This is a genomic window from Synechococcus sp. RC10B2 (assembly GCF_047502635.1).
Genome location: NZ_JANSHO010000077.1, coordinates 26,449 through 50,263 on the forward strand (window position 1 = coordinate 26,449; position 23,815 = coordinate 50,263).

Annotated in this window: 21 protein-coding genes; 11 read left to right on the forward strand and 10 right to left on the reverse strand. The window is 61.7% G+C overall.

The features are described from left to right. The first annotated feature begins 194 nt into the window (after positions 1–194). Entirely contained in the window at positions 195–944 is a 750-nt protein-coding gene (locus NW855_RS11710) for a phycocyanobilin:ferredoxin oxidoreductase (RefSeq protein ID WP_099812816.1), read from the forward strand. A gap of 6 nt (positions 945–950) precedes the next feature. Here NW855_RS11710 and NW855_RS11715 read toward each other — a convergent pair whose 3' ends face one another. Beyond that, complete coding sequence (locus NW855_RS11715) at positions 951–1,778, reverse strand: hypothetical protein (protein WP_206336831.1); 828 nt, start codon at positions 1,776–1,778, stop codon at positions 951–953. Between the two features lie 452 nt (positions 1,779–2,230). Between NW855_RS11715 and prmA the strand changes: the two genes are divergently transcribed. The 4 genes from prmA (at position 2,231) to NW855_RS11735 (ending at position 6,801) form a co-directional block, all read left to right on the forward strand. Further along, positions 2,231–3,136 (forward strand): 50S ribosomal protein L11 methyltransferase, encoded by a 906-nt coding sequence (gene prmA / locus NW855_RS11720; protein WP_049749840.1) that lies wholly within the window; start codon positions 2,231–2,233, stop codon positions 3,134–3,136. Then, a complete protein-coding gene (locus tag NW855_RS11725) occupies positions 3,106–3,924 on the forward strand; it encodes a 16S rRNA (uracil(1498)-N(3))-methyltransferase (protein ID WP_011431287.1) in 819 nt (272 codons plus the stop codon). Before prmA ends, NW855_RS11725 begins: the two co-directional genes overlap by 31 nt. A gap of 80 nt (positions 3,925–4,004) precedes the next feature. After that, positions 4,005–5,264, forward strand: a complete 1,260-nt coding sequence (gene hisS / locus NW855_RS11730) for a histidine--tRNA ligase (protein ID WP_099812814.1) — start codon at positions 4,005–4,007, stop codon at positions 5,262–5,264. A gap of 7 nt (positions 5,265–5,271) precedes the next feature. Beyond that, entirely contained in the window at positions 5,272–6,801 is a 1,530-nt protein-coding gene (locus tag NW855_RS11735; protein ID WP_011431289.1) for a hypothetical protein, read from the forward strand. A 14-nt stretch (positions 6,802–6,815) separates the two neighbouring features. Here the strand turns inward: NW855_RS11735 and NW855_RS11740 are convergent, their stop codons facing one another. The 4 genes from NW855_RS11740 to NW855_RS11755 all read right to left on the reverse strand — a co-directional run bounded on the left by NW855_RS11740 (position 6,816) and on the right by NW855_RS11755 (position 11,465). Then, positions 6,816–7,652: a universal stress protein gene (locus NW855_RS11740; protein ID WP_414508809.1), complete on the reverse strand. Its 837-nt coding sequence runs from the start codon at positions 7,650–7,652 to the stop codon at positions 6,816–6,818. Between the two features lie 101 nt (positions 7,653–7,753). Further along, the gene (locus tag NW855_RS11745; RefSeq protein WP_414508810.1) at positions 7,754–8,608 is read right to left on the reverse strand and encodes a hypothetical protein; all 855 of its coding nucleotides are present in this window, start codon (positions 8,606–8,608) and stop codon (positions 7,754–7,756) included. Positions 8,609–8,706: 98 nt separating this feature from the next. Continuing rightward, entirely contained in the window at positions 8,707–9,843 is a 1,137-nt protein-coding gene (locus NW855_RS11750; protein ID WP_414508811.1) for a hypothetical protein, read from the reverse strand. Beyond that, positions 9,840–11,465, reverse strand: coding sequence for a hypothetical protein (locus NW855_RS11755; protein ID WP_414508812.1), 1,626 nt, complete (start codon positions 11,463–11,465; stop codon positions 9,840–9,842). Before NW855_RS11755 ends, NW855_RS11750 begins: the two co-directional genes overlap by 4 nt. Positions 11,466–11,772: 307 nt before the next feature. Between NW855_RS11755 and NW855_RS11760 the strand changes: the two genes are divergently transcribed. The 3 genes from NW855_RS11760 (at position 11,773) to NW855_RS11770 (ending at position 16,588) form a co-directional block, all read left to right on the forward strand. Then, on the forward strand, positions 11,773–12,153 hold the full coding sequence (locus NW855_RS11760) for a cupin domain-containing protein (RefSeq protein WP_346426066.1): 381 nt from the start codon (positions 11,773–11,775) through the stop codon (positions 12,151–12,153). Between the two features lie 137 nt (positions 12,154–12,290). Further along, complete coding sequence (locus NW855_RS11765; RefSeq protein ID WP_414508813.1) at positions 12,291–14,234, forward strand: cellulose biosynthesis cyclic di-GMP-binding regulatory protein BcsB; 1,944 nt, start codon at positions 12,291–12,293, stop codon at positions 14,232–14,234. A 59-nt stretch (positions 14,235–14,293) separates the two neighbouring features. Further along, positions 14,294–16,588, forward strand: coding sequence for a glycosyltransferase (locus tag NW855_RS11770; protein WP_414403021.1), 2,295 nt, complete (start codon positions 14,294–14,296; stop codon positions 16,586–16,588). 57 nt (positions 16,589–16,645) lie between these two features. Here the strand turns inward: NW855_RS11770 and NW855_RS11775 are convergent, their stop codons facing one another. Both NW855_RS11775 and NW855_RS11780 read right to left on the reverse strand, forming a co-directional pair. After that, a complete protein-coding gene (locus NW855_RS11775) occupies positions 16,646–17,011 on the reverse strand; it encodes a hypothetical protein (RefSeq protein WP_414403029.1) in 366 nt (121 codons plus the stop codon). Positions 17,012–17,252: 241 nt separating this feature from the next. Next, positions 17,253–18,980, reverse strand: coding sequence for an alkaline phosphatase D family protein (locus tag NW855_RS11780; protein ID WP_414403028.1), 1,728 nt, complete (start codon positions 18,978–18,980; stop codon positions 17,253–17,255). A 264-nt stretch (positions 18,981–19,244) separates the two neighbouring features. On the opposite strand from NW855_RS11780, the gene clpS reads away from it, so the two are divergent. Together clpS and NW855_RS11790 are read left to right on the forward strand one after the other, a co-directional pair. After that, positions 19,245–19,526, forward strand: coding sequence for an ATP-dependent Clp protease adapter ClpS (gene clpS / locus NW855_RS11785; protein WP_011431300.1), 282 nt, complete (start codon positions 19,245–19,247; stop codon positions 19,524–19,526). 15 nt (positions 19,527–19,541) lie between these two features. Next, the gene (locus tag NW855_RS11790) at positions 19,542–20,336 is read left to right on the forward strand and encodes a CPBP family intramembrane glutamic endopeptidase (protein WP_011431301.1); all 795 of its coding nucleotides are present in this window, start codon (positions 19,542–19,544) and stop codon (positions 20,334–20,336) included. A 60-nt stretch (positions 20,337–20,396) separates the two neighbouring features. Here the strand turns inward: NW855_RS11790 and NW855_RS11795 are convergent, their stop codons facing one another. After that, the gene (locus NW855_RS11795; RefSeq protein WP_414508814.1) at positions 20,397–21,884 is read right to left on the reverse strand and encodes a sodium:solute symporter family protein; all 1,488 of its coding nucleotides are present in this window, start codon (positions 21,882–21,884) and stop codon (positions 20,397–20,399) included. Beyond that, complete coding sequence (locus tag NW855_RS11800) at positions 21,877–22,107, reverse strand: hypothetical protein (protein ID WP_011431304.1); 231 nt, start codon at positions 22,105–22,107, stop codon at positions 21,877–21,879. The genes NW855_RS11795 and NW855_RS11800 overlap by 8 nt, the downstream gene beginning before the upstream one ends. A gap of 140 nt (positions 22,108–22,247) precedes the next feature. On the opposite strand from NW855_RS11800, the gene dprA reads away from it, so the two are divergent. After that, positions 22,248–23,399, forward strand: coding sequence for a DNA-processing protein DprA (gene dprA / locus NW855_RS11805; RefSeq protein WP_148203212.1), 1,152 nt, complete (start codon positions 22,248–22,250; stop codon positions 23,397–23,399). Here dprA and NW855_RS11810 read toward each other — a convergent pair. Next, positions 23,338–23,815 (reverse strand): SOS response-associated peptidase family protein (locus NW855_RS11810; RefSeq protein WP_414508815.1); only part of this gene is annotated, 478 nt, incomplete at its 5' end. The two genes, dprA and NW855_RS11810, sit on opposite strands and share 62 nt — an antisense overlap.

Here is a 23,815-nt window from a genome sequence, read left to right on the forward strand (position 1 = left end):
AACGCCCGCTAGGGTCAGCATCCGGCCCTCTCCACCTCCGCCAAAGCCCCCGGCAGCCCTGGACTGGCTGGGATCCCTCGCTTTATTAAGTCCCACCTCAGCTTCCTGAAACCTGGATCTCAGGAGGGCACCTTTGCGGATTGGCCCGGCAGGGCTTTCGAGGACTTGTCGCTTAACCGGTCTTCTTGGCTCCCATGTTCACCGCCCCTGCTCTGCAAGCGCAACTGCATCCCCTCATCCAGCGCCTTTCGGAGGCGATTCTGAGCATTTGGGGATCCCACCTCAGCCTGGCTCCCTATGCCCTGCCGGCGGAGCTGGGCTATGTGGAGGGCCGCCTGGAAGGCGAGAAACTGCAGATCGAAAACCGCTGCTACCAAGGGGATCCCTTTCGCAAGCTGCACCTGGAGCTGGCCCAGGCCGGGCAAAGCCTGGATATCCTCCACTGCGTCATGTTTCCGCAGCCGCAGTACCCGCTGCCGCTGTTTGGCTGTGACATTGTGGCCGGCCGCGGCCAGGTGAGCGCCGCCATCGTCGATCTCTCGCCGGTCACCCCCACTTTGCCGGATCCCTACATTCAAGAGCTGGAAGCCTTGGGAGCTCATCTCGCCCCTTTCCAAAACCGGCGCCAGTTGCCGCCGTGGGGGACGATTTTTTCTCCCTACTGCCTGTTCATCCGGCCCGGCGATGAGGCGGAAGCCGACCGCTTTTTGTATTTTGCCTGCCGTTACCTGGAAATCCACTGCCGGCTGGCGCAACAGATCCCCCCGCAGACAGATCCTGTCCAGATCCTGGCCCACTACCAAGGGCAGCAGCGCTACTGCAGCCAACAACAGCAAAACGACCGCACCCGCCGCGTTTTGGAAAAAGCTTTTGGCCCCGCCTGGGCCGAGCGCTACCTGAGCACCGTCCTTTTCGATTTGCCCCCCAGTCCTATGCAGATCTAGTGCCGATTAGACGGGATCCCCTTGCAGCCGCTGCTGGATGCTCAACGCCAATTTTTGCCCTAGGAACTCCGGCAGGGTTGGAGTTGCATCCGGCCCCAGCAAGTAGAAAATGAAGCGCGTCTGCTTGCGGCGGAGCATCAGATTGAGGTGAACAACGGTCAACTCCTCCTGCGCCAGAGCGGTCATCACCCGGTAAAACACGCCCGGCTGGTTGTCCACATCCACCAACAGCGTGGGCAGATGAAACACCGGGTCAAAATAAAAAGAAACCTGGGTGTCTTTCAAGCCGGCCTTGAGATCAAACTCCAGCGCCAAGGTTTCGTGAACGGGAAACACCCCCGCCAAGCACTCGTGAATAGCCCGTTCTAGGTTGAGCTTGGTCTGGGCAGAAAGGCTGTGGCCATCGCGCGAGACGGTGACGCGGATAAACACCAAGTGCGGTGAGTAGATCTGCCCGTAAAGGTGGATGCCGTGCACCGAGAGATTGAAAGCGGTGAGCACCCCAAACAGGTCGCTGAGCAGAGAAGGGCGGTTGCGATAGGCCAGACAAACCACCGTCTTGCTGCGCTCGTCCCGCATCTGTACCACGGCCTTGCGGGTTTGGTAGAGGGCATAGGCCAAGCGCAGATTTTGAGCCTGCACCTCGCTGCTGACGAACTGGCTATAAAAAGGCGGAAAGCTGCGGTTAAAGCGCTGCATGAGAGCCGTTCGCGCCAGCGGGACGGAGTGCTTGCGAGTGCTGACTGCGAGCGGCTGGGGATCCTCGTGGCCAGCCCTTTCCCCTCTGGCAAGAGGAGCCACCTTCGGCTGCTGCGCTGACTGCTCGGTTGACATCGACTTTGCCGCCTGCATTGCTTCCTCTCCATCGTTACTCAGCATGCCCCGGCCAAACCTCATCTATCAGTAAAATCACTGAGGCTGGAAAGCACGTCAACGCTGTACCCAATTCTTGTTCAATGCTTTTGGATTTAATCTATCTCACAAGGCCGAGCTGGGCATCCAAGGAACCGCTGAGGGCCATCCCCCAATTGGGGGGAAGTCCATCCCTGCGTCGCTGCCAAGCCGACGGGTGTGCGCCTTCAAATCCCAGACCAACCAGGAACAGTGGGGCAGGCTCTTAAAGCCTAAACTATGAATTGAGGGGAGAACTGCAATTTTTGATATAGAGTGCTGGATTAAGTGCTAGCCTGCTGGCAACTTGGAGCGCTATTCTGTTAGCCAAAACTTCGGTTTTCCTTAGGTTTGTTGAAGGGATCCCCGTGAGCACAACCGTTGCCGACCCCAGCCTGCTCTCGCCTGCCCAAGCGCCGGATCCCGGTGGGGCCTGGTGGGCTCTCAACATCATCGCTTCCCCTGCCCAGGAGGATCAGATCTTTTGGCGGCTGGAGAGCTTTGGCTGTCAGGGCATGGCCAGCCAGGCTCATGGCGAAGATCGAATCAGCATTCACGCCTATTTGCCCTGGTTCCGCGCCACCCTTTTGGATTTGGCCGCTCTGGCGCTGCGCCTGCGGCAAGACGCCCTTGTGGCTGGCCAGCCCATCCCCAAACTGCGCTGGGAACGCATAGAAGCGGAGGATTGGAGCAACAGTTGGAAGCAGCACTGGCAGCCCGAGCCAGTTGGGGACAAGCTGCTCATCTGTCCGGCCTGGCTGGATCCCCCCCCCCATCCCGGTCGTCTCCTGTTGCGGCTGGATCCGGGCATGGCCTTTGGCACGGGCACGCACCCCACCACCCAGCTCTGCCTGGAGGCTTTGGAGATGCGCCTGGGGGCGGGCACAGAGGGGGTAACAGTGGCCGATGTGGGCTGTGGATCGGGCATTTTGTCGGTGGCGGCGGCTCTTTTGGGGGCAAAGCGGGTGTTTGCGGTGGACATCGACCCGCTGGCGGTGCAGGCCACGCTCCACAACCGCGACCTCAACGGCCTCACCGATCGCATTGTGGTGGCCCAGGGGAGCCTGGAGCACATTCCCGAGATGGTGGACGGGCTGGTGTGCAACATTCTGACGGACGTGATCCTGGATATGATCCCAGAGTTTGGCCTGGTGGTGAAAAAGGGGGGGTGGCTGATCCTCAGCGGTATCCTCCTCGAGCAGGCCAAGTTGGTGGCGGAGATGTTGGAGGCCAACGAATGGGCGGTGGCAGCCCTCTGGCGACGGGGAGAATGGTGCTGTCTGAACGCACGCATGACCTGAGTTCTCTGCCCCGCCTGGCCATCGACCCGGCTCAACGGGATGCCGGCGGTGTTCTCCGTTTAACCGGCCCGCAAGAGCACTACTTGCAGCGGGTGCGCCGCCTCAAGCCGGGGGATCCGTTCTTGGTTTTGGATGGCTCCGGCAAGCTGTGGCTGGCCCATTGGCAGCCGCAGGGATCCCAGGTTATGGGCGAGGTGGAGGCGCTGCCGCGGGAGCTGCCCGTTTATTTGCATCTGGGCTTGGCAGTGGTCAAGGGGCCGGGGTTTGACGAGGTGTTTCGCCAGGTCACCGAGCTGGGAGCGGCGCGCATTACCCCTCTGCTGACGGAGCGCACCGTGGTGGAGCCGGGATGGGGCCGGCGGGAACGCTGGCAGAAAATTGTGCAGGAGGCCGCCGAACAATGTGAGCGGCTGCGCTGGCCCCAGGTTGATCCCCCTACCCCTTGGACAAGTTGGCTGGCCGAGCTCAAAGCCGATTGGTGGGGCATTGCTGTGGCGCGGGAGAACGCTCCCCTCCTGCTGCAAGCCCTGCCGAAGCTGAGGCTCTCGGAGAGGGATCCCGTCTTGGCGGTGGCCATCGGCCCAGAAGGCGGCTGGACGGAGGCCGAGCGCCGTCAGGCGGAAGCCCATGGCGGAGTGCCGGTTTCCCTGGGCACCACCATTTTGCGCTCCACCACCGCCGCTGTGGCTGCCAGCAGCCAAGTGGCCGCCACCTACTCCTGTTGGGGTTTAGCTCAGGCTCAGCTTGCCCCGTCGGCAATGGGGAACGCGGCTGCCGATAGCCGATAATCGATAATTGAGTTGATAGGAAAAAACTGACGCCGACCATTGGCGCAGCAAGCCGTGGTTCTGGGCGGGGGAGAACAGGCATGGAGATGATCCAGGCGGTGCGCGGCACCCGAGATATCCTGCCGCAGGAGGTACGGCTTTGGCAGCAGGTGGAGGCCAGCGCCCGCGAGATCTTGGGGCGAGCCAACTACCAGGAGATCCGCACCCCGATTCTGGAGCTGACAGAACTCTTTGCCCGCAGCATTGGCAGCGCCACCGACGTGGTGGGCAAGGAGATGTACTCCTTTAGCACCCGCGGCGAGCAGGAGGTGAGCCTGCGCCCCGAGAACACCGCCGGCGTGGTGCGGGCCTACATCCAGCATGGGTTGCAGGTGGCCGGCGATGTGCAGCGCCTCTGGTACTGTGGGCCGATGTTTCGCTATGAGCGTCCCCAGGCGGGGCGGCAGCGCCAATTCCACCAGTTGGGGGTGGAGCTGCTGGGCAGCCGCGATCCCCGCGCCGATGCCGAGGTCATCGCCTTGGCCTGGGATCTGCTGCGGGCAGTGGGGGCGGAAAACCTCACCTTGCGGCTCAACTCCCTCGGGGATCCGCAGGATCGGCGGGCCTATCGCCAAGCCCTGGTGGACTACCTTACCCCTTTGAAGGAAGAGCTGGATCCGGACTCCCAGGAGCGCCTTGTCCGCAACCCGTTGCGCATCCTCGACAGCAAGGATCCCCATACCCGCACCATTGCTGAACAAGGGCCCAAGCTGCCCGATTACCTCAGTGCTGACTCGCGGGCCTTCTTCGAGCAAGTGCAGGCCCATCTCCAAGCCCTAGACATTCCCTATGAGCTGGATCCCTACCTGGTGCGCGGCCTGGACTACTACACCCACACCGCCTTTGAGATCGTCTCGCCGGAGCTGGGATCCCAGAGCACCGTCTGTGGGGGTGGCCGCTACGACGGTCTGGTGGAGGAGCTGGGCGGGCCTCCCACCCCGGCGGTGGGCTGGGCCATCGGCCTGGAGCGGCTGGTTTTGCTGCTGCAGAAGAAACAACAGGAGATTCCGCCAACATCGGTCGAGGTTTACGTGATCTCCCGCGGCGCCAAAGCGGAGGCCCAATCCCTTCAGATTGCCCAAGCTCTGCGCCAAGCCGGCTTCTGCACCGAGCTGGATCTGAGCGGCAGCGCTTTCAGCAAGCAGTTCAAGCGGGCCAGCCGCAGCGGTGCGACCTGGGCTGTCGCGCTGGGGGATGCGGAAGCTGCGGCCGGGGAGGTGCAGCTCAAGCACTTGCCCACGGGGCAGCAGCAAACCCTCTTGCAAGCTGACCTGGTGAAGTATTTGGTGTCCCAGAGGTGAGGGAGCGATGTTGAGTTTTTGGGTGCGGCGCAACGGCCGAGAAGACTGGCAGCCGGTACCAGCCGAGGGAGCCATTCTGGAAGAGGACACCTACACCATCGTTGCCCGTTCTCCCCAGCCCCACTTCACCATCACAGTGGAAGTCCGCCAGCGCCCTCTGCCGACCGAAAATAGCGGATCCCCAGCGGTAGCCAACCCCAAGACAGCCGCCTCGCTCATGCAAACCCGTTCTGTTCGCACCAACGAGGAGGGGATCGGCGTCATCCTGCCGGCCACCCACCTCGCCCCTGGTTTTTGGGAGTTGCACTGCCGAGATGCCGATTTGATCGCCGAGTTATTTGGCGAGGCGGAGCTGAACAATTGCCTGCGCTTCCAGGTTGTGCCCGCCCCGGTGCAGCGGAAACAGGCACTATCCCCGGCGGCCCAAGAAGTCGCGTCTGAACCTCCTGAGCTGGCTCAGAAAAAAGAGGTTGCCATCCCGCCAGAGCTGTTTTCCCTGATGCACAGCGAATTGGAGGGATCTCCGGGGGAAGTGCTGGTGGTGACGGGGCGGATTGGCTGTAGTGGCGAGCTGCGGGTACGAGTTTGGCAAGAAGATGAAGGGGAGCAGAGCCCGGTTTTCGAGGGGCAACGGCTGATTCAATTTCCGACTGAAGCCCGGACGGCAGTGTTCAGCATTCCCATCACCCTGCCGAGCCATACCTGGAGCCGTCCGCTGCGGGGGGAACTGCGCCTCACTCCCTCTTCCTGGTCGGATCCAGAGCCGCTGCGGATCTCCTTTTCCGTTCGCTGTCGCGGCCAGGGGGAAGTCCTCCCACCCTCCCCAGGGATCCCTGCCGGTCAGCAGCGGCAAGAAGAAACGCCAGCCGCAGCCGGCAGTTCTTCCCCGCCCTCACCCTTGCTGTCCCCCGAACGCACCCTGCAGAAGTTGTTGCGCATCTCGCAGCGCAGCGCCCCTGCGGAAAAAGAGGAGGCTGGAGAAGTTTTGGGCCCGCTTCAGCCAGAAGAGCTCCCAGCCTCCCTAGCAGACACCGCGCCCGAACCTGCCGCCCAACCTGAGGTTGGGCCAGTGCCCATCTCATCCTCTTCTCCACCACCCCAACCTGAGCCACCTCGCGAGGAGGCGGTTCCGCCGCCACCGCTCGCCGCCGCCAGTCCGGGAACCTCGCCTCTTTCCCCGCAGGTGCCGGGAGCTTGCCCGGCGCCGCAACTGGTGGTGCCTGAGCAACTGCGGGCAGGTGACAACTTCGATGTAGTGCTGCGTTTGCCGGCTTCCGTCAATTCTGCCAGTAGCTCCACCGCTCAGCCTCCTTTGTGGATTAAGTTTTGGGTCAAGCACGGTCACACCCGCTCTTTGGTGGATGGCCCCCGGTGGTTGTTGGACTTCTCCCGCGACGAGCAGGGGCGGTGGCAAGCCCTCACCCGCATGACCATCCCCCCTGGCGTCCCTGAGCTCATCTTCGAGGCTTGGGCCGTCAGCCCGGATCGCCAGCAGCAAAGCGACCGCGTGACGGAGCGCCGTTCTATCCTGCCTTAGGGAGTGACCAGTCTCTAGTCTTGAGCAGACCGCACCATCAGCACGGGGCAGCCGATGTGCACCCGCACATAGTCGGAGATGGAGCGCCCCAGCAGGCGATCCAAATCGGGGATGCTGCGGGCAATGCTGGGCCGGCGATCTGGGGATCCCATCACCAGCAGGTCGGCCTTGCTCTCTTCCGCCAGGCGCACGATCTCGGCGCCGGGATCGCCGACCGCCGTAAACACCCGGTGGGGGATTTGGCGGCTTTTGAGGGTGGCAATGGCCTTATCCAAAGCCTCGTCCCGGCCTTGGGCATCGGCATCCAGTTGCACCGAGGCCAAAAAGATCTGGGCCCCTGGGATGCCGGCAACCAGATCCAGGGCCGTGGCAAAGGCGGCCTGGGCGGCGGGGGAGTTGTTGAGGGCCACCATGACGTGGCTGGGGTATTTGACGTAGGCGTCGTCTTTGACCAGCAGCATGGGGCAGGAGGCGAGCTGGAACACGTATTGGCTGACCGAGTTCTGCAAAATGGCCATGAGGCGGTTGCGCCCCCGCGATCCCATCACGATCAGGGGATCGGGCAGGGACTCGGCCACCTGCAGCACCACCACCTTGGGATCCCCTTCCACCAGTTGCGTGCTGATCTTTAGCCCTGGGCGGGGGGGGAAAGTCTGCAGGGTTTGGGCCAGCAGTTCCTGCCCCTTTTGCCAGGCAGCCCGCATCTCCTCGGCAGAGGTCTGGGAAGGCACCGCATGCAGCAATGTCACGTGGCACTGGGCAAAGGCCGGCAGAGACAGAAGGGTATGCACCATTTGCTCGGTGGGGCCGCTGCCGTCGATAGCGGCAATGAGGTTCTCAAATCGAGGCATGGGATCCGTTCTCCGGGCCGTAGTTTGCCAAGACTCATCCTAGATCTGCCCCTGCGGATCCCTGTTACCGTAGGGGATATCCTGCAACATTTTGTTGGGTTTCAGTAACTTAGCCACACATAGCCGGTAAAGCCGCCGCCGGCATTGGTGTTGCGACCGGCCAGGAACTGAAACCCCCCCAAGCCCAGCGTTAACCCTCCCTCCAGCCGCCAGTTGAGCTGGCCAGAAAGCTTGAGGTTGTCGTAGTCGGGATCCTGAACCGCCAAATCCCCGAACAACAAAGGCGCGCCGTTGCCCAACGTAAAATCCCCATCCAAAGCCAGGATGGCCTGCAGCTCAGGAGTCAAATCGGCCCCAAGGGTTAAGTTGGCCTTGACCCGATCCCCGGGATAGCCCAAGTAATCTCGGAACGTGAGGCAGGAGTCGAAAAAGGCGGGCAGGGATCCCAGCTCGACATTAGCCGCCGCTCCCAAGCTGAAGTCGTAGCCGAAAACCCCATAGCCCAGGGGCAGGGAGGTGTTCTGGGTGGCATATCCCGGCGGGATCAGGGCCGTCAATTGCGCCGAGAAAAAGGGATCCCCCTCTCCCCAAGTATGGCGCAGGCCCAGCTCCAGATCCCGCAGGCCCTGGTTGCGCTGGGTTACAAGCTGGTCGCCGCTAGCAAAGCGATTTTCCAAAAAAACATAGCTGGTGTTGAGGTTGAGGGTGAGGCGATCGCTGAGGCCGGTTTCGGCAAACAGGTTGAGGCGGGTCTCGCCGTACTCTGAAGGGGCCTGCTGCAGGCGTCCCCCCTGGTCAAAGCGGGTGCGGGGTTGGTACACCTCGGGCTGGAGGGAAAAAAACGTCTGACCTGCCCCGCGCGGAAAGCCACAGCCCGCCCAGGCCGGCAGCTCCCACCCCCCCAGGGCAAGGCCCAGGGCCAGCAGCCAGCTTCTGGTAATTGCAAAAGGCTTCATCTAGGGATCCCTCTCTTCTTTTCCCGGCAACAGCAGCGCCGCCGAGGGGGATTGTATCGGCAGAAGGCCGCTTTGGGCCGTCGCCCACAGGGCTTTCCCTACACCCCCTGGGCCACAGCCGGCAAACCCACGCGGGCCCGAAATTGCCGCGCTGCCGTCAGCGCTCCATAGGGATCCCCTTTGTAGAGGCCGTAGTGCATCAGGGACAGGCGCCGCAGCCCCAGTTGCGACACCTCCTGCAGCCACTCCCGCCGGCTCATGATGGCAAAGTCCACCTGGACCGTGTCGGCCCGACCGCCGTTGGGGTGCTTGTCCTTAATCGATGGCTCGTAGTGGGCCAACATCAGGTTGGAGTGGATGGGGGCAAAGAGATGGCAACAGAGGCGGATCTGCTCAGGGTTGCCCGGATCCGGCCCGTTCAGCTCTGGGTTAAACTCCCCTGGCCGCCGCTGGCGCATGGACTGGAAGGCGATCCCGTCCATCCGGCTCATCGTCTCGGCAAAAGGCTCCACCATGCTGCGCCCCGACCCGCGCTGGGGATCGTCGAAGGTGGCAATCCACCCGCCCCAACAGAGGGCCACTTCGGCCTCTGGCAAACGCTCCTTGATGGCCTGGCGAGCTCTTAGGACGTTGCGCATGAGAGCCTGGTAGTAGGGGGCAGTGTCGGCGTTGTAGGTATCGGCAGGGATCCGCCAATAGGAAAACTCGGTGGCCAAGCTCCAGTAGGTAGGGCGGCCTTGGGGGTTGGCTTGGGCAATATACCCCGCCAGCTCGGCTACGTCTTGGATAAACTGCTGGGAGATGTGGTAGTCGCCGCAGGGGCGGTGGGTGTCGTCTTCCCAGGTGATGATGTGCAGGCTGTAGCCCCGCTCAAACCACTGCCGCAGAAGCCCGGCCTGGTGCCAGTTGCGCCAGAAGGAGAGATCCCCCTGGCGGTGGTCAAAGCTGTTGAGCCAGCCGCTCAAGAAATGGGGATCCCACCCCTGCGCCACTGCCGCCACCTGCGGATCCGACTCAATCTCCCAGAGAAAGCGACCGGGATCCTCGCCAATGCCCACCTGCCAGCGGGCCAGCAGCTCTGACAAGTTCATGCTTCCCGTCTCGGCATTTTCCGGGCTGCGACTCCCCTGCTGACTCAAAAACTCCTGGCCACAGCCGGCAACCCCATAGGCAGCCAGCAGCGCTCCGCCCGCTTGCAGCACCTGTCGCCGCTGCCAGGATCGTCTCCTTTTCATCTCCTCTCCTCCTGCGGTTCCTCTTGGTGTTGGCGAGCCCACAGCCGCACTTGGGGGGAGCTATAAACCTCCCTGAAGCCCGGCAGCCCCTCAAAATTGAGCTCAGGCCAAAATTGCAGGATGCGATCGGCGCTCCGCAAGGGATCCGCCAGCCCCGCTACCAAGAGGTAGTCCACCCTTTCCTGGGGATGCTGAAGGGCCAGGGCAAACTCGTACTGGTGAGGAGTAAGGAAAGAGCGGGGATCCCTTGCCCAAAAGATAGCCTCAAAGTGGATGTCGTCGTCCACCAGCACCCTCTCGCCGGGCAATAGGTGGCGACGGAGATATTGCCCCACCTGGCGCTTTTCCTGGCGCTGTCTTCGCCATGTTTCTAGAGCTTGCCCGCTAGGAGTTACTTCGTACAGGTCTTGGGCAGCTTCTAACTGGGGGCTTATGGGTGCTACCTCTGCCACCAGTCGCTCCCAGAGATCCCGCTCTTCGGCTACCAAGGGCGCCCAAAAACCCGACTCTTGGCTTAGCCCATAGCCGGCAGTCAAGCAGTTCAGCCCCAAGAGAGCAGTGATCAACAAGCACTTAGCCCAACGGGGACCAGCTCCACGAGCGAGGTAGGCGCTCATCCCAAGAGGCAAGGGTACCCAGAAAACAGCAAAACGGCATAGCTCTGGCAGAAACAGCCCTTGCCCTAGGGAAGCTAAGAGGATCACCAGCGGCGTCCCCCAGATCAAGATCCAGACGCAGCGGCCCGAACCGTGACCCAACAGGGATCCCATCCCCAACAGCAAATAGGCAGGAGCCAGCAGCGCCAGCCACTTTCCCGCTTCAAGCAGCCCCCGCCAGCCACCTACCTGCTGTAAGTCTTCCCGCAACTGGGGCAGCCGCAGGCCACTGCCCACCTGAAAGGTAAAGGCCCAGGGATCCCCCACCGACAGCCAGTTGACGTACAGCCAGCTCAGGATCAAGGCCAGACTGACAAAGCCTGCCACCAAAAGCGAAGCCCAGCGAAACCCCCAGGATTCGCGGCGAAAAGCCAATAGCAGCGCTATCGCCAGCCAGGGCAGCAGCCAGCTACTTTCCCAGCGCAGCACCATCAGGGGCCCCAAGGTCAGGCCAATGAGCAGCAGCCGCAGCGTAACGGTCAGCTCGTCCTTCTCCGCCGCTCGTCTCTCCTCGGCCAGAGGGAACAACAAAGCCATGTTCACCCCCAGCAAAAGCGAGGTAGCTGTCCAGGCGGGGCTACGCAGCAGCATCAGGATCAAAGCTGGCTGCAGCAGCAGCAACAAGCCCCACAGCCAGCGCCACCCCAGGCCGGCGGGCAGACGGCGCAACTGTTGCCCCATCCAGCCCAACAACAGGGCTCCCAAAATGGCCTGCAGCAACAGCGGCGATCGCCCCAAAATGGCCGTGGCCAGCACCAGGGAGGGGGGGAAAGTGGTGCCGACAATGGGCAGGCGCGGATCCGGCCCCAGGGCGGCTACGGATCCCTTGTAGCCAAGAAACTGCATCTCCAGGCTCACCCAGCCCCAGCCTTCCTTCAGCCCCCACAAGAGACCAGCCAGGAGCAGCAAGGGGATCCCTACCGGCGCAACGAGCCTCCAGAAGGCTTTAAGCTGAGTTGCAAACATAGATGCTTCACGAACAAACTTAGCTAAACTTCACAATTAGTTCTAGGAGACTTGAACACCTCATCGAATCCCAAGGAGTGACTTAATGCCAACAAGTTTCAGAAAAACTATTTGGGATCGATGGACGTGTTTTGGGATCCCTACAAAGCTAGACTAGTTTTCCCTTTTTTGAGGCGTTTTTTCTACGCATTTTGGCGTATTGGGTTCAGCAAGATGGTCGATGAACAGTGGCCGGGCTGCAGGTGAAGATAGGGAAGTCTTTGAACTGGAACAAGGTGTGACCTCAATGCTACAGTCTGTGCGGGACATGAACGACGCGGCAATTCCGGCGCTGGAGCTTTTGCCCTCCCAGGCTGAGACCCGCCCCTGGGGCTCCTTCTGCGTCTTGGATGAAGGCCCGATGTATAAGATCAAGCGCATCGAGGTCAAGCCCGGCCATCGCCTCAGCCTGCAGATGCACTACCACCGCAGCGAGCACTGGATCGTGGTTCGGGGTACGGCGCGCGTCACCCGGGGCGAGGAGGTAATGCTGCTCAACTCCAACGAATCCACCTACATTCCCCCCTGCACCAAGCACCGCCTGGAAAACCCCGGCACCATTCCCCTGGTGATCATCGAGGTGCAGAACGGAGAATACCTGGGCGAGGACGACATCGTGCGCTTCGAGGACGACTACGCCCGCGCCTAGGCCAGTTCCTGAGCGAGAGGGCTCTCCTGTGGCCAATTGATAACTATTGCGCCATATACTTCTAAAAGCTTGGCAGTTGCCCCTGCTTTGGGTCTAGGCTTTTTTTGTCGTCGGGGCAGGTTCTGGGGATCCAGCAAATGGCTGAGGTGAGGCAGGCAAGAAGGCGGTGGGGATGGCTGGTGGCCGGCTTGCTCTGCTGCGTGCCGACCCAGGCAGTGGGGGCGGAGCCTCTTTCTTTCCAGAGGCTGGGCTACGAGCGTTCGGTGCTGCTGCAGGGATCCAACCCGCGCCTGGATGTCACCGTCCCTGCGCCCATCAACGGCATCGACCCGGAAGCCAGCTTTGTCCAGTTGCGCCTGGATCCCTCGCCGGTGTTGAAACCTACGTCCACGGTGCGGGTGCTGATCAATGACGAGCTGGCGGGTATCTTCCTGGTGCAAGATCTGCGGCAGGAGCCAGTGGTGCGGGTGCCGATCCCGGCCCTGCCCCCAGGGGAGCGCTTCATCACGGTGTCGGTGCAGCCGTTTTTGAGCATCACCGACGACATCTGCGCCGACCTCAACACCGGCAACCTGCTGCTGAGGGTGGGGCGCGATAGCTTCTTTGAGCTGGTGCCCCGCGTGCCCGATGCTACTGTGGCCGGCTTTCTGCGCCTGATGTACCCCCAGCTCACCCTGGTGGTGCCCGCCAACCCCTCTCCTGAGGTGGCGGAAGCAGCTCTGGGCCTGTACAGCTTGCTGGCCCACCTTTTTCCCCAAACGCCCATCCTCTGGAGCAGCCGTCCAGCCAAAGGACCTCAGGTGATTCTGGAACCGGCCAACTTTACCCCCCACCTGCAGCATCAGATTACCCCAGAGGGATCCCGGCTGCGGGTGGCCGCCCGCCGCGAGGCCATTCTTGCCCTCTATGAAGAGTGGAAGCGGGCCGGGCTGGTCAGCCGTGGGATCCAGGTAGCGGCGGTGGCAGACTGGGAGAGGGCCCTCAGGGCCAACCGCCTCAGCTTGCGCGAGCTGGGGATTGTGGATCCCCTGCTGCGGGGGTTTGGCAGCCAGTCTTTGGTCTTCAACTTCAACTTGGCCCAGTTGGGGGGGCGCCCGCGGGATCTGGCAGCGCAACTGGATGTGATCATGAACCCGGTGGATGGCCGAGTGGGGGATCGACTGACGGGCTACGTGTTCTTGAATGGCGTTCTGTTGCGCACCTACAACCTAACCGGGCGCACCCAGCTCAACGAGACCGTTACCCTACCCACCCGCCTGCTGCGCCGCTTTAATCAACTGGAGCTCCGCTTTGACTATGGCGCCAGCCCCGGTAATTGCCAGGGATCCCTGACCCCGCTGACCTTGCAAGTGCGTTCCGATAGCTCTGGCCTTCTCTGGAGTGGCTACCAAGCCCCCAACGGCGAGCTGCAGGAGATCCCGGCGGTGCTGCAGGGATCTGGACGGGTTGGGCTGGGGGATCCCCAACTGCTGCCGGCTGCCGCCTACCTGGTCGGTGCCCTCAGCCGGCTGGCTGCCCGACCCCTGCTGCCCACCCTTGAGGTTTTGCCCAAAGAGGAAGCCAACCTGGAGACGGGGAACTTTGCCTGGCAGGTGATCGTGGCTGGGCCAGATCAGGTGGAGCTTAATAGCCCCATCCGGCTGGGATCCCAGTTTGAAATCATCAATCCCCTCAACCAGCAGGTGGCCTTGGCCGCTCAGCCCCAGGAAAGCCTCGGCCTGCTGCAGTACTTTTTGGTTCAGGGCAGGCCCACCTTGTGGCTGTCTTGGTGGGGATCCGATCCAGCTTTGGCAGAACGCCTCAGCCGCGGCCTTGCCGATCCGCGCAGTCGCCTAGCCAACCAACTGCAGGGAAATGTGCTCACTGCCTACGCTGCCACCCCCCAGCTCACCCAGGTACAGAGTTGGGATCTCACTCCTCAAGGCTATCGGGTGCGCTACCCAGGCCGCTTCAGTTGGCAGCTCCTGTTGTGGCAGTACCGCTACTGGCTGGTGCTGGTGCTGGCTCTCCTGCTGGCAGTAGGGGCCTGGAATACCTACCAACGCTTGGCCCGCCGCCCCGAATCCCCAATCCCCTCGTAGGGGGCTAGTCACGGACTTGCGCTTAAGCCAGACTGAAGCCGAACCCAAACTTCGAGGCCATGCTGCAGTCGATCAAGTCCTGGCTGGTGCAGACAGGCTACCTCACCCGGCAGCAACTGGCGGAAGCCGAGGAGTACCGGGAAGAGGTGGGCTGCTCCTTGCCCAGGGCTCTTTGGAGCCTGCGGGTCATGCACCCCGACAAGTTCGCCGACCTGTGTCGCCAGATTTTGGATCGGCCCAAGCTGCGGGACTGGCTGCTCAAGCACCCCCTGGATCTGGAGCTGCCTTGGCTAGTCGAGCCCGGCGATCTCATACCGGTGCGCTTTTTGCCCTGTGGCTGGCTCAACCCGCAAACCGTTGTCGTGGCCACTGAAGAGCCGGGCTACCCCGGCGTTTGGCGGGCTGTGAAACGCCTGTGCCCGGAAGCAGAAAAACTCTGGGAGATCCCGGCCACTGAAAAGCAGATCCTGACAGTTATCCTCGAACGCAAGCTTTCTGCCGAACTGCTGGGCAGTCGTCTCACTCTGGAGCAGTGGCAGCAGGCTTTGGACATCCGCCGCCGCACTGGATCCAACCTGGGGCAGGTGCTGACCCGTCTGAGCTATCTCTCGACTCCCGAGTATCTCAGCATCCTAGCCCATCTGCTGGGCTATCCTTCCGTCTCGGAGCTGATGGGGACAGGGCTGCTTTACCGCGACGAGAGCTTGAGCCGCCAGTTCGAGCCCGAGCTGATGATGCGCCACCTCTTCTACCCCTTGACCTGGACGGATGAGAACACCCTCACCGTGATGGTCAATGACCCCCTGGACTGGGCGGTGGATGAGCTGCTCTACAGCTGGCGGCCAGGGTTGCGAATTGAAAAAGTTCTGGGCACCGAGCAGGATATCACGCAACTGCTCAGCCAAGACCAGGGATCCCGCTTCAGCCAAGAGGCAGTCTACAAGCTGCTGACCCGTCTGCCGGAGGAATCGGCCTCGCGGGTGTTTACCCCCTCCCAAATTGCGGTCGGCTATGGCCTGCTGCTGCTGTTGCTGTGGGGGTTGGCCACTGCTCCCTGGACGACTCTAACGATCTTGGTGCTGCTGATCAATCTTTTTTACGTCGCTTCGATCCTGTTCAAACTGCTGCTCAGCCTAGTGGGATCCGCCGATCGCTTCCACCAGATCTCCGATGAGGAAGTGGCCGCTTTGGATGATCACGACTTGCCTATCTATACCATCCTGGTGCCGGTCTACAAAGAGCCAGAAGTGATGCCAATTCTCATCAACTCCCTCTCCAAGCTGGACTACCCCCATGAGCGCTTGGATGTGATCATCTTACTGGAGGAAAACGACCAGGCCACCATCGAAGCTGCTCGGGCCGCCAAGCCCCCCCGCTATGTGCGCCTGCTCATCGTGCCGGATAGCAAGCCCAAGACCAAGCCCAAAGCCTGCAACTATGGCCTAGCCTTTGCCCGCGGCGAATACCTCACCATCTACGACGCTGAGGATATCCCCGACCCCGACCAACTCAAAAAAGCAGTCATTGCCTTCCGAAAAGGGGATCCCAGCTTGGTCTGCGTCCAGGCTGCTCTCAATTACTTCAACCGCAACGAGAACTTCCTCACCCGCATGTTTACGCTGGAGTATTCCTACTGGTTTGACTACCTCCTGCCAGGCTTGGAAACTCTGAAAATGCCCATCCCCCTGGGAGGCACGAGCAACCATTTCCGCACCGACCGCCTGCGGGAATTGCAGGGATGGGATCCCTTTAACGTTACCGAAGACGCCGATCTAGGCATCCGCGCTAGCCAGCACGGCTACACGGTGGGGGTGATCAACTCCACCACCTACGAAGAGGCCAATTGCGCCCTCAAAAACTGGATCCGGCAGCGCTCCCGCTGGATCAAGGGCTACATGCAGACTTGGCTAGTCCACAACCGCCACCCCCTGCGCTCGTTGCGCAAACTGGGCCTTAAAAACTGGCTGGCCTACCAGTTTTTCATAGGGGGCAGCTTCTTGACCTTCCTCACCAGCCCCATTATGTGGCTGCTCTTTTTCTATTGGCTGCTCACCCGTGCTCATTGGCTGCAAAACATTTTCCCCAGTTGGCTGATCTACCTAGGCTTGTTCAACCTCCTGGTAGGAAATGCCATCGGGATCTACTTGAACTTGGTGGCTGTCTTCCGACGCGGCTACTACGATCTGGCCTTCTATGCCCTGCTCAACCCCATCTATTGGCAGCTCCACTCCATCGCAGCCTATATGGCCCTGTGGCAGCTTTTTACCAAGCCCTTCTACTGGGAGAAGACCGTCCACGGCATAAGCAAGTTTACCCACGCCAAAGTCCAGGAAGCCACCCAAAAAGCAGGCTAGGCTGCTGACTTGGCTTTCCAAGCCGTGGGGGCGAAGTTAAGGACAGCCGGCGCCCCTTTAGAAGCTGTAGTCCGAGTCTACGATCACAGCACAACCACTGGGGTGGAGACAGCTAGCCATGATCACCTTGACAGAAAAGTTGCCCTCGTAGGGCGCCTGCACGATGGGGAAATCGTCCAACAGTTCGTCTGCAGCCACCACCTGACCGCTGGCATCGTAAAGCACCAGATCCACATCGAAGCAATCCTGGTCGCACTGCGCCCAGATGTTTTCACCTTGGTAGAAGTAGCCTGTAACTACGGTCGATTGTCCATTAAGAAGCCACAAACTACGGCTCTGAGCCCAGGCGGCAGCACCCCCGACAACCGCGGCTGCCCCTATCAGGCTTGCCATCAACCAGCCCCGCACCGAAGCCATAGGCATGCCCTCCTTACTGAAGAACGGAGAAAGAATGGATTTGGCTACAGGGATCCACCTCAACACCCACACTCTAGCAGCCAACTCTGTTTCTCCCGAATGATCCAGATCACGTTAAGGATCCCATGTTGAAAATCGCAAAAAAGGGATCCCGACCAGAGCGGGGATCCCTTGATTTCGATCAGAGTAGGGTGGATAAAATCTGCCTAAAGCCCTCTATTTTTCTAGGCCGGAGCTGTCTAGCTCCTCACTGGGGCAGAATCAGTTCTCCGCGGCGTCCCAGGGGATCGGTCAGAACACTGCCGGTGGGGCCTTTGATTTGAATGGTGCAGCGGCTGCCGGACACTTCGATGACGTTGTAGTTAGGCACTGCCAGCTCCAAGAAGCGCAGGTTGCCCGTTGTTACGCCAGGGATCCCGCTCACCTCTGGATTGGCAGGGTTCACAGGGGCCAGAAAGCCATTCACAATCCGGTAGTAGAGGCGGCTGGCGTTGGGGATCCCTAGGCGATTCCCTTCTTCATCGATGCTTAAAGCGGTAACACTCCGTCCCGTGGGGCCAGTCCATACTTCCCAAATGGGGTTGCTGCTGCCGGGGTTGACCTGGCCGATGAAGCCAGCATGGTTGTTGCCGGTTAGGAACACCACGTTGCGGATGTTGTTCTGCTCGATAAAGTCGATCACCTCCTGCCGCTCCAGCCAATAGCCCTCCCACACGTCGTTGGAGCGGAAATAGGTCACTGTGATGGGAAACTCGCTGACGATGAACTTGTAGGTGGCAGTGGAGTTGCGCAGGCCGTTGAACAGCCACTGCTTCTGCGGCTCTCCCAAGAGGGTGCGCGGCGTGCGGCGCAGCAGGTTAAACAGGGCTTGCTCGGAGCCGGGTGGGCCGAAGAAAAGGGTTTCCTGTTCGGGCGTGAGGCGAATGCCGGCCAGCTCCAAAAAACGCTGCCGGGTCAGGCCGGGAGGCAAAATGGGCAAAATGGGGGTGACCGCCGCCAAATCCCGGTACTGGCGCAGATCCAGGATAAAGACTTCGGCATTGGCCCCGTAGCGGAAGCTGCGAAACAGCCGATCCCGGCTATCCACACCGGCCACATCTGTCAGGTTGGGGGTAATGGGGTTGTATTCAAAAAAGGCTTGGTAGCCGAGCACCTTGAGATCTTCCACATCGCGGGTTTGCCCGGTGGTGTCGTTGAGCTGGACGGCGCGGCCGCCGCGGGCCTTCTGGCCGCTGTAGTTGTCGATTACCTCGTGGTCATCCCAGTTGACGACAAAGGAGGTACGACTGAACAGTTGCGGGAACTCCGGCCCGGCATACTTGGGATCCCGCTGATCCCGATAGAGGCTGCGGTAAAACTCCAGGTTGCCGATGGGATCCAGCCCCAGCCAAAAGCGATCCGCGTAAACGGTGTCGCCGTTGAAGGAGATGAAATCGATATCGCCGCGGTTAACCTCGGCCAATAGGGCTGCCCCAATGGGAAAAGGAGGCTCATTGGCGCAGCTAATGTGCAAGAAGCGGATGGGCCGCCCATCGCCCGCAGCCGGCAGGGTGCGGAACTGGCCCACAGGGCTGGTAAGCCCCTCGCTGACAAAACGGTAGAAATAGCGCTGCGCCGGCCTCAGGCCGGTAACGACGGCCCGGGCAATGTAGTCGCCCGGCTCGGTGCGGTAGTTGCGACCGGCCACGCGGCGGGCAGTCAGCGAAACCTGCTGCAGAATGGGGCTGAACTCGGCATTTTCCGCCACCTGCAGCGTCACAGGCACCGTATCCACGCTGCTGGCCGGCACCACCCGCGTGGAAAGCACCGCCCCCTCAGCGGTGGGATCCCCGGCAAACACCCCTTGGGGAAATCCGGGCTCTCCCAGCGGCGGGATGGAAGAACTGGAGTTGCCCCCACAGGCGGCCAGGGCAGCTGCCCCACCGCCAAACATCAGCAACTGCAGGAAAAAGCGACGGGAACGCAGGGAACTCATACAGCTAACCTCGGCGACGCAGGCAAATGTAAAGGGATCCGCAACAACAGCCAACCGCCCTCAGTCAAGCATTTTTGCGCCCAAACTGAGGTTGTGGGCCGGTGAAAACTGGGTTAGCTTCTGTTTAAGAACGCCGACCTCCGTGCGCCGGCTTTTCACAACCCTTGCTGAGAAGGCTAAAATTCCATTAAGGTTTTTTGCTTTTTGGCTCTGTTTTCCGGTTTTGCGTTCTAGAACCTCTTGTTGACCCAAGGAGGGATCGTCGTGGCTACGGAGACTCTGGTTAAGCCTTCTGTAACCCCGAAGCACATGCCCATGTACCGGGTGTTGCTGCACAACGACGATGTCAACACCATGGAGTACGTGGTGCAGGTGCTGGTGAAGGTGATCCCATCGATGCTGCCGCCGCAAGCCACCGAAATCATGCTGGAAGCCCACAACAACGGCGTTGCTGTGGTCATCGTGGTGCCGCGGGAGCATGCGGAGTTTTACTGCGAGCAGTTGCGCCAGCACGGCCTCACCAGCTCGATCGAGCCGGAACGCTAACTAGGAGCGGGTTGGGTGGGCCTGCAGATTGCCAGACTAAAAGCTTTTCCATTTCCGCTGCGCCTGTTGCTGTTTTTGGGGATCCCCCTTTTGGCCTGGCTGCCGTGGGTCGGCCTAGGGGGGTTTTTCTTTGGGCGAGAGTACCTCTGGCTGCCGCTGTATGCCCTGCTGCTCCTTTGGCTGTGGCTGTGGGGATCCGGGTTTGCCGCCTATGGCTTAGACAAGAGTTGGGCCTGCCGGGCTGGGATCCTCTGGGGCCTGGGGATGGGTGTTGGCGGGCTTTTTCTGCTCTTTGGCCTAGAGGGTGCCCTGGGCTGGCTGAGCTGGCAGCCGGTGGCAGGGGGATCCCTGCTCGGCTATGGCTTGCTGGGGTTAGGGGTGGGCCTGGCGGTGGCGCTGGCGGAAGAGCTGTTGTTCCGCGGTTGGCTGCTGCAGGAGATGGCCTTGGACTACGGCTGGACAAGCGCTCTGTGGGGATCCAGCCTTCTCTTTGCTTTGGCCCATTTCTTAAAGCCGCTGGCGGAGATTCTCGCCACCTGGCCCCAGTTTCCGGGGCTATGGCTGATGGGCTTGCTGCTGGCCCAGGCCAAGGTGTGGAACCAAAACAAGCTAGGACTCAGCCTGGGGCTGCACGCCGGCTGGGTGTGGGGCATCACCTGGGTCAACAACTTGGCTTGGATCGAATACACCGGCAAAGCGCCAGAGTGGCTCACCGGCATCGGCGGCAACCCGCTGGCCGGCTTGATGGGCCTGTTCTTCCTAGTCGGCACCTTCCTGGTTCTCAAGAGGTTGGCTGCCGGCAGAAGCTGAGCAGCGCCGCAGCATCTCCCCTCTCCCTGAGGGAGAGGGGCTGGGGGTGAGGGCCGCCATCTAGGTCGAGACAACTGAAGATTCCGGGATCCCTTCCTCCGCCCAAGGGCCGTTCTCATAGTAGGCGGCCACCCTCTCCCGGTCGGGCTGGGTTAGCAGGCTGACCACCACCAGCACGGCTGTGCCGGCGACCACCGCCGGGATGACCGGCAGCCAGCCGCCCGTCCAGCCTTTGGGCAACAGGCCCGACAGCCAGCCCAAGGTGAGGCCGCTGGAGACCAAAGCTCCGGCCACGGCCCCGGCGCGAGTCGCCCGCTTCCAGTACAGGCCGGCGATCAAGACGGGAAAGAGCATGGCGTTGCCCTGGAAGCTCCAGGTGGCAATCTGGGCAATCAGCCCCGGCGGCCTGACGGCAATGGCAAAGGAGACCAGCCCAATCCCCAGCACCACCCAGCGGCCCAACAGCTCCTCCTGGTGCGGGGAAAGCGGGCGCTTGAGGAAGGTGACCACCAGATCCCGCGTCACTAGGGAGCTGGCCGTGAGCAGTTGCGAGTCCGCCGTGGACATCAAAGCCGCCAGCGCGGCTGTAATCACCACTGCCGCCACGCCGCTGGGCAAGCTCTGCAACATCAGCGGCATGATCTGGTCCGGCTGCTGCAGGTTAGGAAAAGCCAGCCGGCCCCAGACGCCAATGAGGGCTGCCGGGAAAAACACCAGCAGAATGAGCAGCGGCCAGACCACCATCAGAGTCTGGAAGGGACGGGCACTTTTGGCCATGTAGAAGCGCTGGAAAAATTGGGGAAAAAGGGGCGTGGCCATAAAAAACAGCAGTTGGTTGCCCAGCAGGGTCTGCCAGCTCCAACGCCCCTGCGGGCCCGGCAAGCTCAGCCAGGGATCCAACTGCCCAGCCGTTTCCGGGGGCAAGCTCAGGGCCACCGCCACAAAGGCCACCCCCATCCCCAAAACCAGGATGATCCCCTGCACCACGTCCGTCCAGACCACCGCCTGGGAGCCGCCGAAGAGGACATAGCCCAAGATCACCAAGGCCACCACCACCGCCAGGGGCCAATAGGGGATCCCTTCTCCCAAAACAGCGGCCAGGGTGCGGGCTCCGCCAATGATCTGGATGCTGATGTAGGGGGCGGTAAACGTCAGGGCGCTCAGGCAATAGAGCAGGGCCAGGAGAGGGCTGTTGAAGCGGTGGCCAAAAAACTCGGAAGGGGTAATAAAGCCGAAGTGCCGAGCTGCCAGCCACACGCGGTAGCCTATCCAAAAAAACAGCCCCGAAATCAAGGCGGTGGTGACCCCCACCCCCAGAAAGATCCCCAGGCCGTGGGTGTAGGCATCTGCCGGCACGCCGAGGAAAGTAAAGGCGCTCAGCAGCGTCGCCAGCGTGGTCAAGGTCAAGGCCAGGGATCCCAGCCCCCGCCCCGCCAAGAAATAGCTCACGGGATCCTGGCCGCTGTGGCGGTAGCTCCACCAGCCAATGGCCGCCAACAGCAGCAGGTACACCCCAACCACACCCAAACTCAAAACCGTGTCACCCATCTCTAGGCCAGCAAACGCGCACAATGTAGAGGTTCAAGGGCACCAGCAGCAACATGGCCAACCCCGCCCCCCAGTACCAAGCCGGGATCCCCAATAGCTGCGGCTGGGCGGAGCGCACGCCCACCCAGGTCAATAGCCACAGCAGGGGATAGATCCCCCACACCCAAGCTTGCCGCAGCCGCCCAAAGCGCAAAAGGCCAGCGGCGGGATCCTGTTCGAGCATCCTCCGACCTCCTGCTGTGCAGGTGCATCTTCAGCGGGACTTCATTTTAAAGCAGGATGGCTCGATTAACCTGGTATTAGCCCCGCGGCAGGGTCGAGGCAGCCAGCCGCCGAGATTCCCCTTTTCGATGATCCAGAGACTTGAGATTGCTTTTTCCTTCCTCCCCCGCTGACAACGCCGGCAGGCCGGGATCCTGCCGCGGCGAACAAGAGCGGCCCTACTGGCTGGCTTGGGCGCAGATTAAGGGCATCGGCCCGCACCGGCTCAAACGGCTGGCGGAGTTTTTTGGATCCCTGAAGCAGGCCTGGCAGGCGGACGCCCTGGACCTGCAGCAGGTAGAAGGCATCGGCCCTACCTTGGCCCAGGCAATTGTCTCTGCCCGGCCTGGCCTCGATCCTGAGGAGATCCTGGAGCAGACCCAAAAGCCTGGGATCCCTTTCCTAACCCCGGCGGATCCCGGCTATCCGCCGCTGCTGTGGGAGCTGCCGGATCCGCCGCCCCTTCTCTATGTCTTAGGGGAATGCCCCGATTGGCAGCAGCCGGCCATTGCTGTTGTCGGCACCCGCGCCCCCACCTCCTACGGTCGGCTCTGGACTCAGAAAGTTAGTGCCGCCCTGGCAGAAGCCGGCTGTGTGGTGGTCTCGGGGCTGGCCACCGGGATCGACGGCATTGCCCACCAGGCCTGCCTAGAGGCAGGCGGCAAGACAGTGGCCGTGGTGGGAACGGGGGTGGATCAGGTTTACCCCGCCCACCATCGCTCCCTCTACCGGCGCATCTTGGAGCAAGGAGCCGTCCTCAGCGAATATCCTCCCGGCACGCCGCCGGCCAAGGAGCACTTTCCCCAGCGCAACCGCATCATCGCCGGCCTCTGCCGCGCCACCTTGGTGATGGAGGCCCCAGAGCGCTCGGGGGCGCTGATTACCGCCCACCTGGCCAACCACTACGGTCGGGAAGTGTACGCCCTACCGGGGAATATCGACACAGCGGCGGCCCGCGGCTGTCTGCAGCTCATCCGCAACGGCGCCGGCATGATCCTGGGGATTGAGGAGCTGCTCCAAGAGCTGGATTTGGTTCAGGGATCCCCTCCCCCAGAACAGCCCCCCTCCTTCGGCCCCAGCGATCCCCAGCAGCAGCTTCTCTGGCAGCTCCTGGGCAACGAAATCCTCAGCCTCGACGCCCTGGTCCAGGCCACCCAGATGGACATTGCCACCCTCTCCAGCACCCTGCTGCTTATGGAACTGGAAGGCTGGCTGGTGCAACTGCCGGGGATGCGCTACCAGCGGGCTCGCTGAGGTTGGATCCCTGCCCAGCTTCTCCGATGGGAGCACGACACGTGGGATCCTCGTGGCGCGGGTTGTTCACATGGGTGCTGACGGGGTAGGCGGCCATGGCCTCTGCCGGGTAGGGGCGGAGCAGGGGCAACAGCAGCTTGGGATCCCGCACCCGTGGATCCAGCCAGAGGTCGTAGTCGTTTTCCGTCAAAATGGCCGGCATCCGCTCGTGGAAAGGCTCCATCATGGCCGGCGTGTTGAGGATGGCGCAAGTTTCTATCTCCACCCCTTGTGGGCTGCGCCAGCGCTCCCAAATACCGGCAAAGGCAAACACAAGAGGATAGCTTGCTAGCCCCGCACTTGAGTGCGCGCCGGAAAAGCGCGCTAGCCACTTTAGTCGCTTACCCATGATGGGGGTCGTTGATATAGTTTCATAG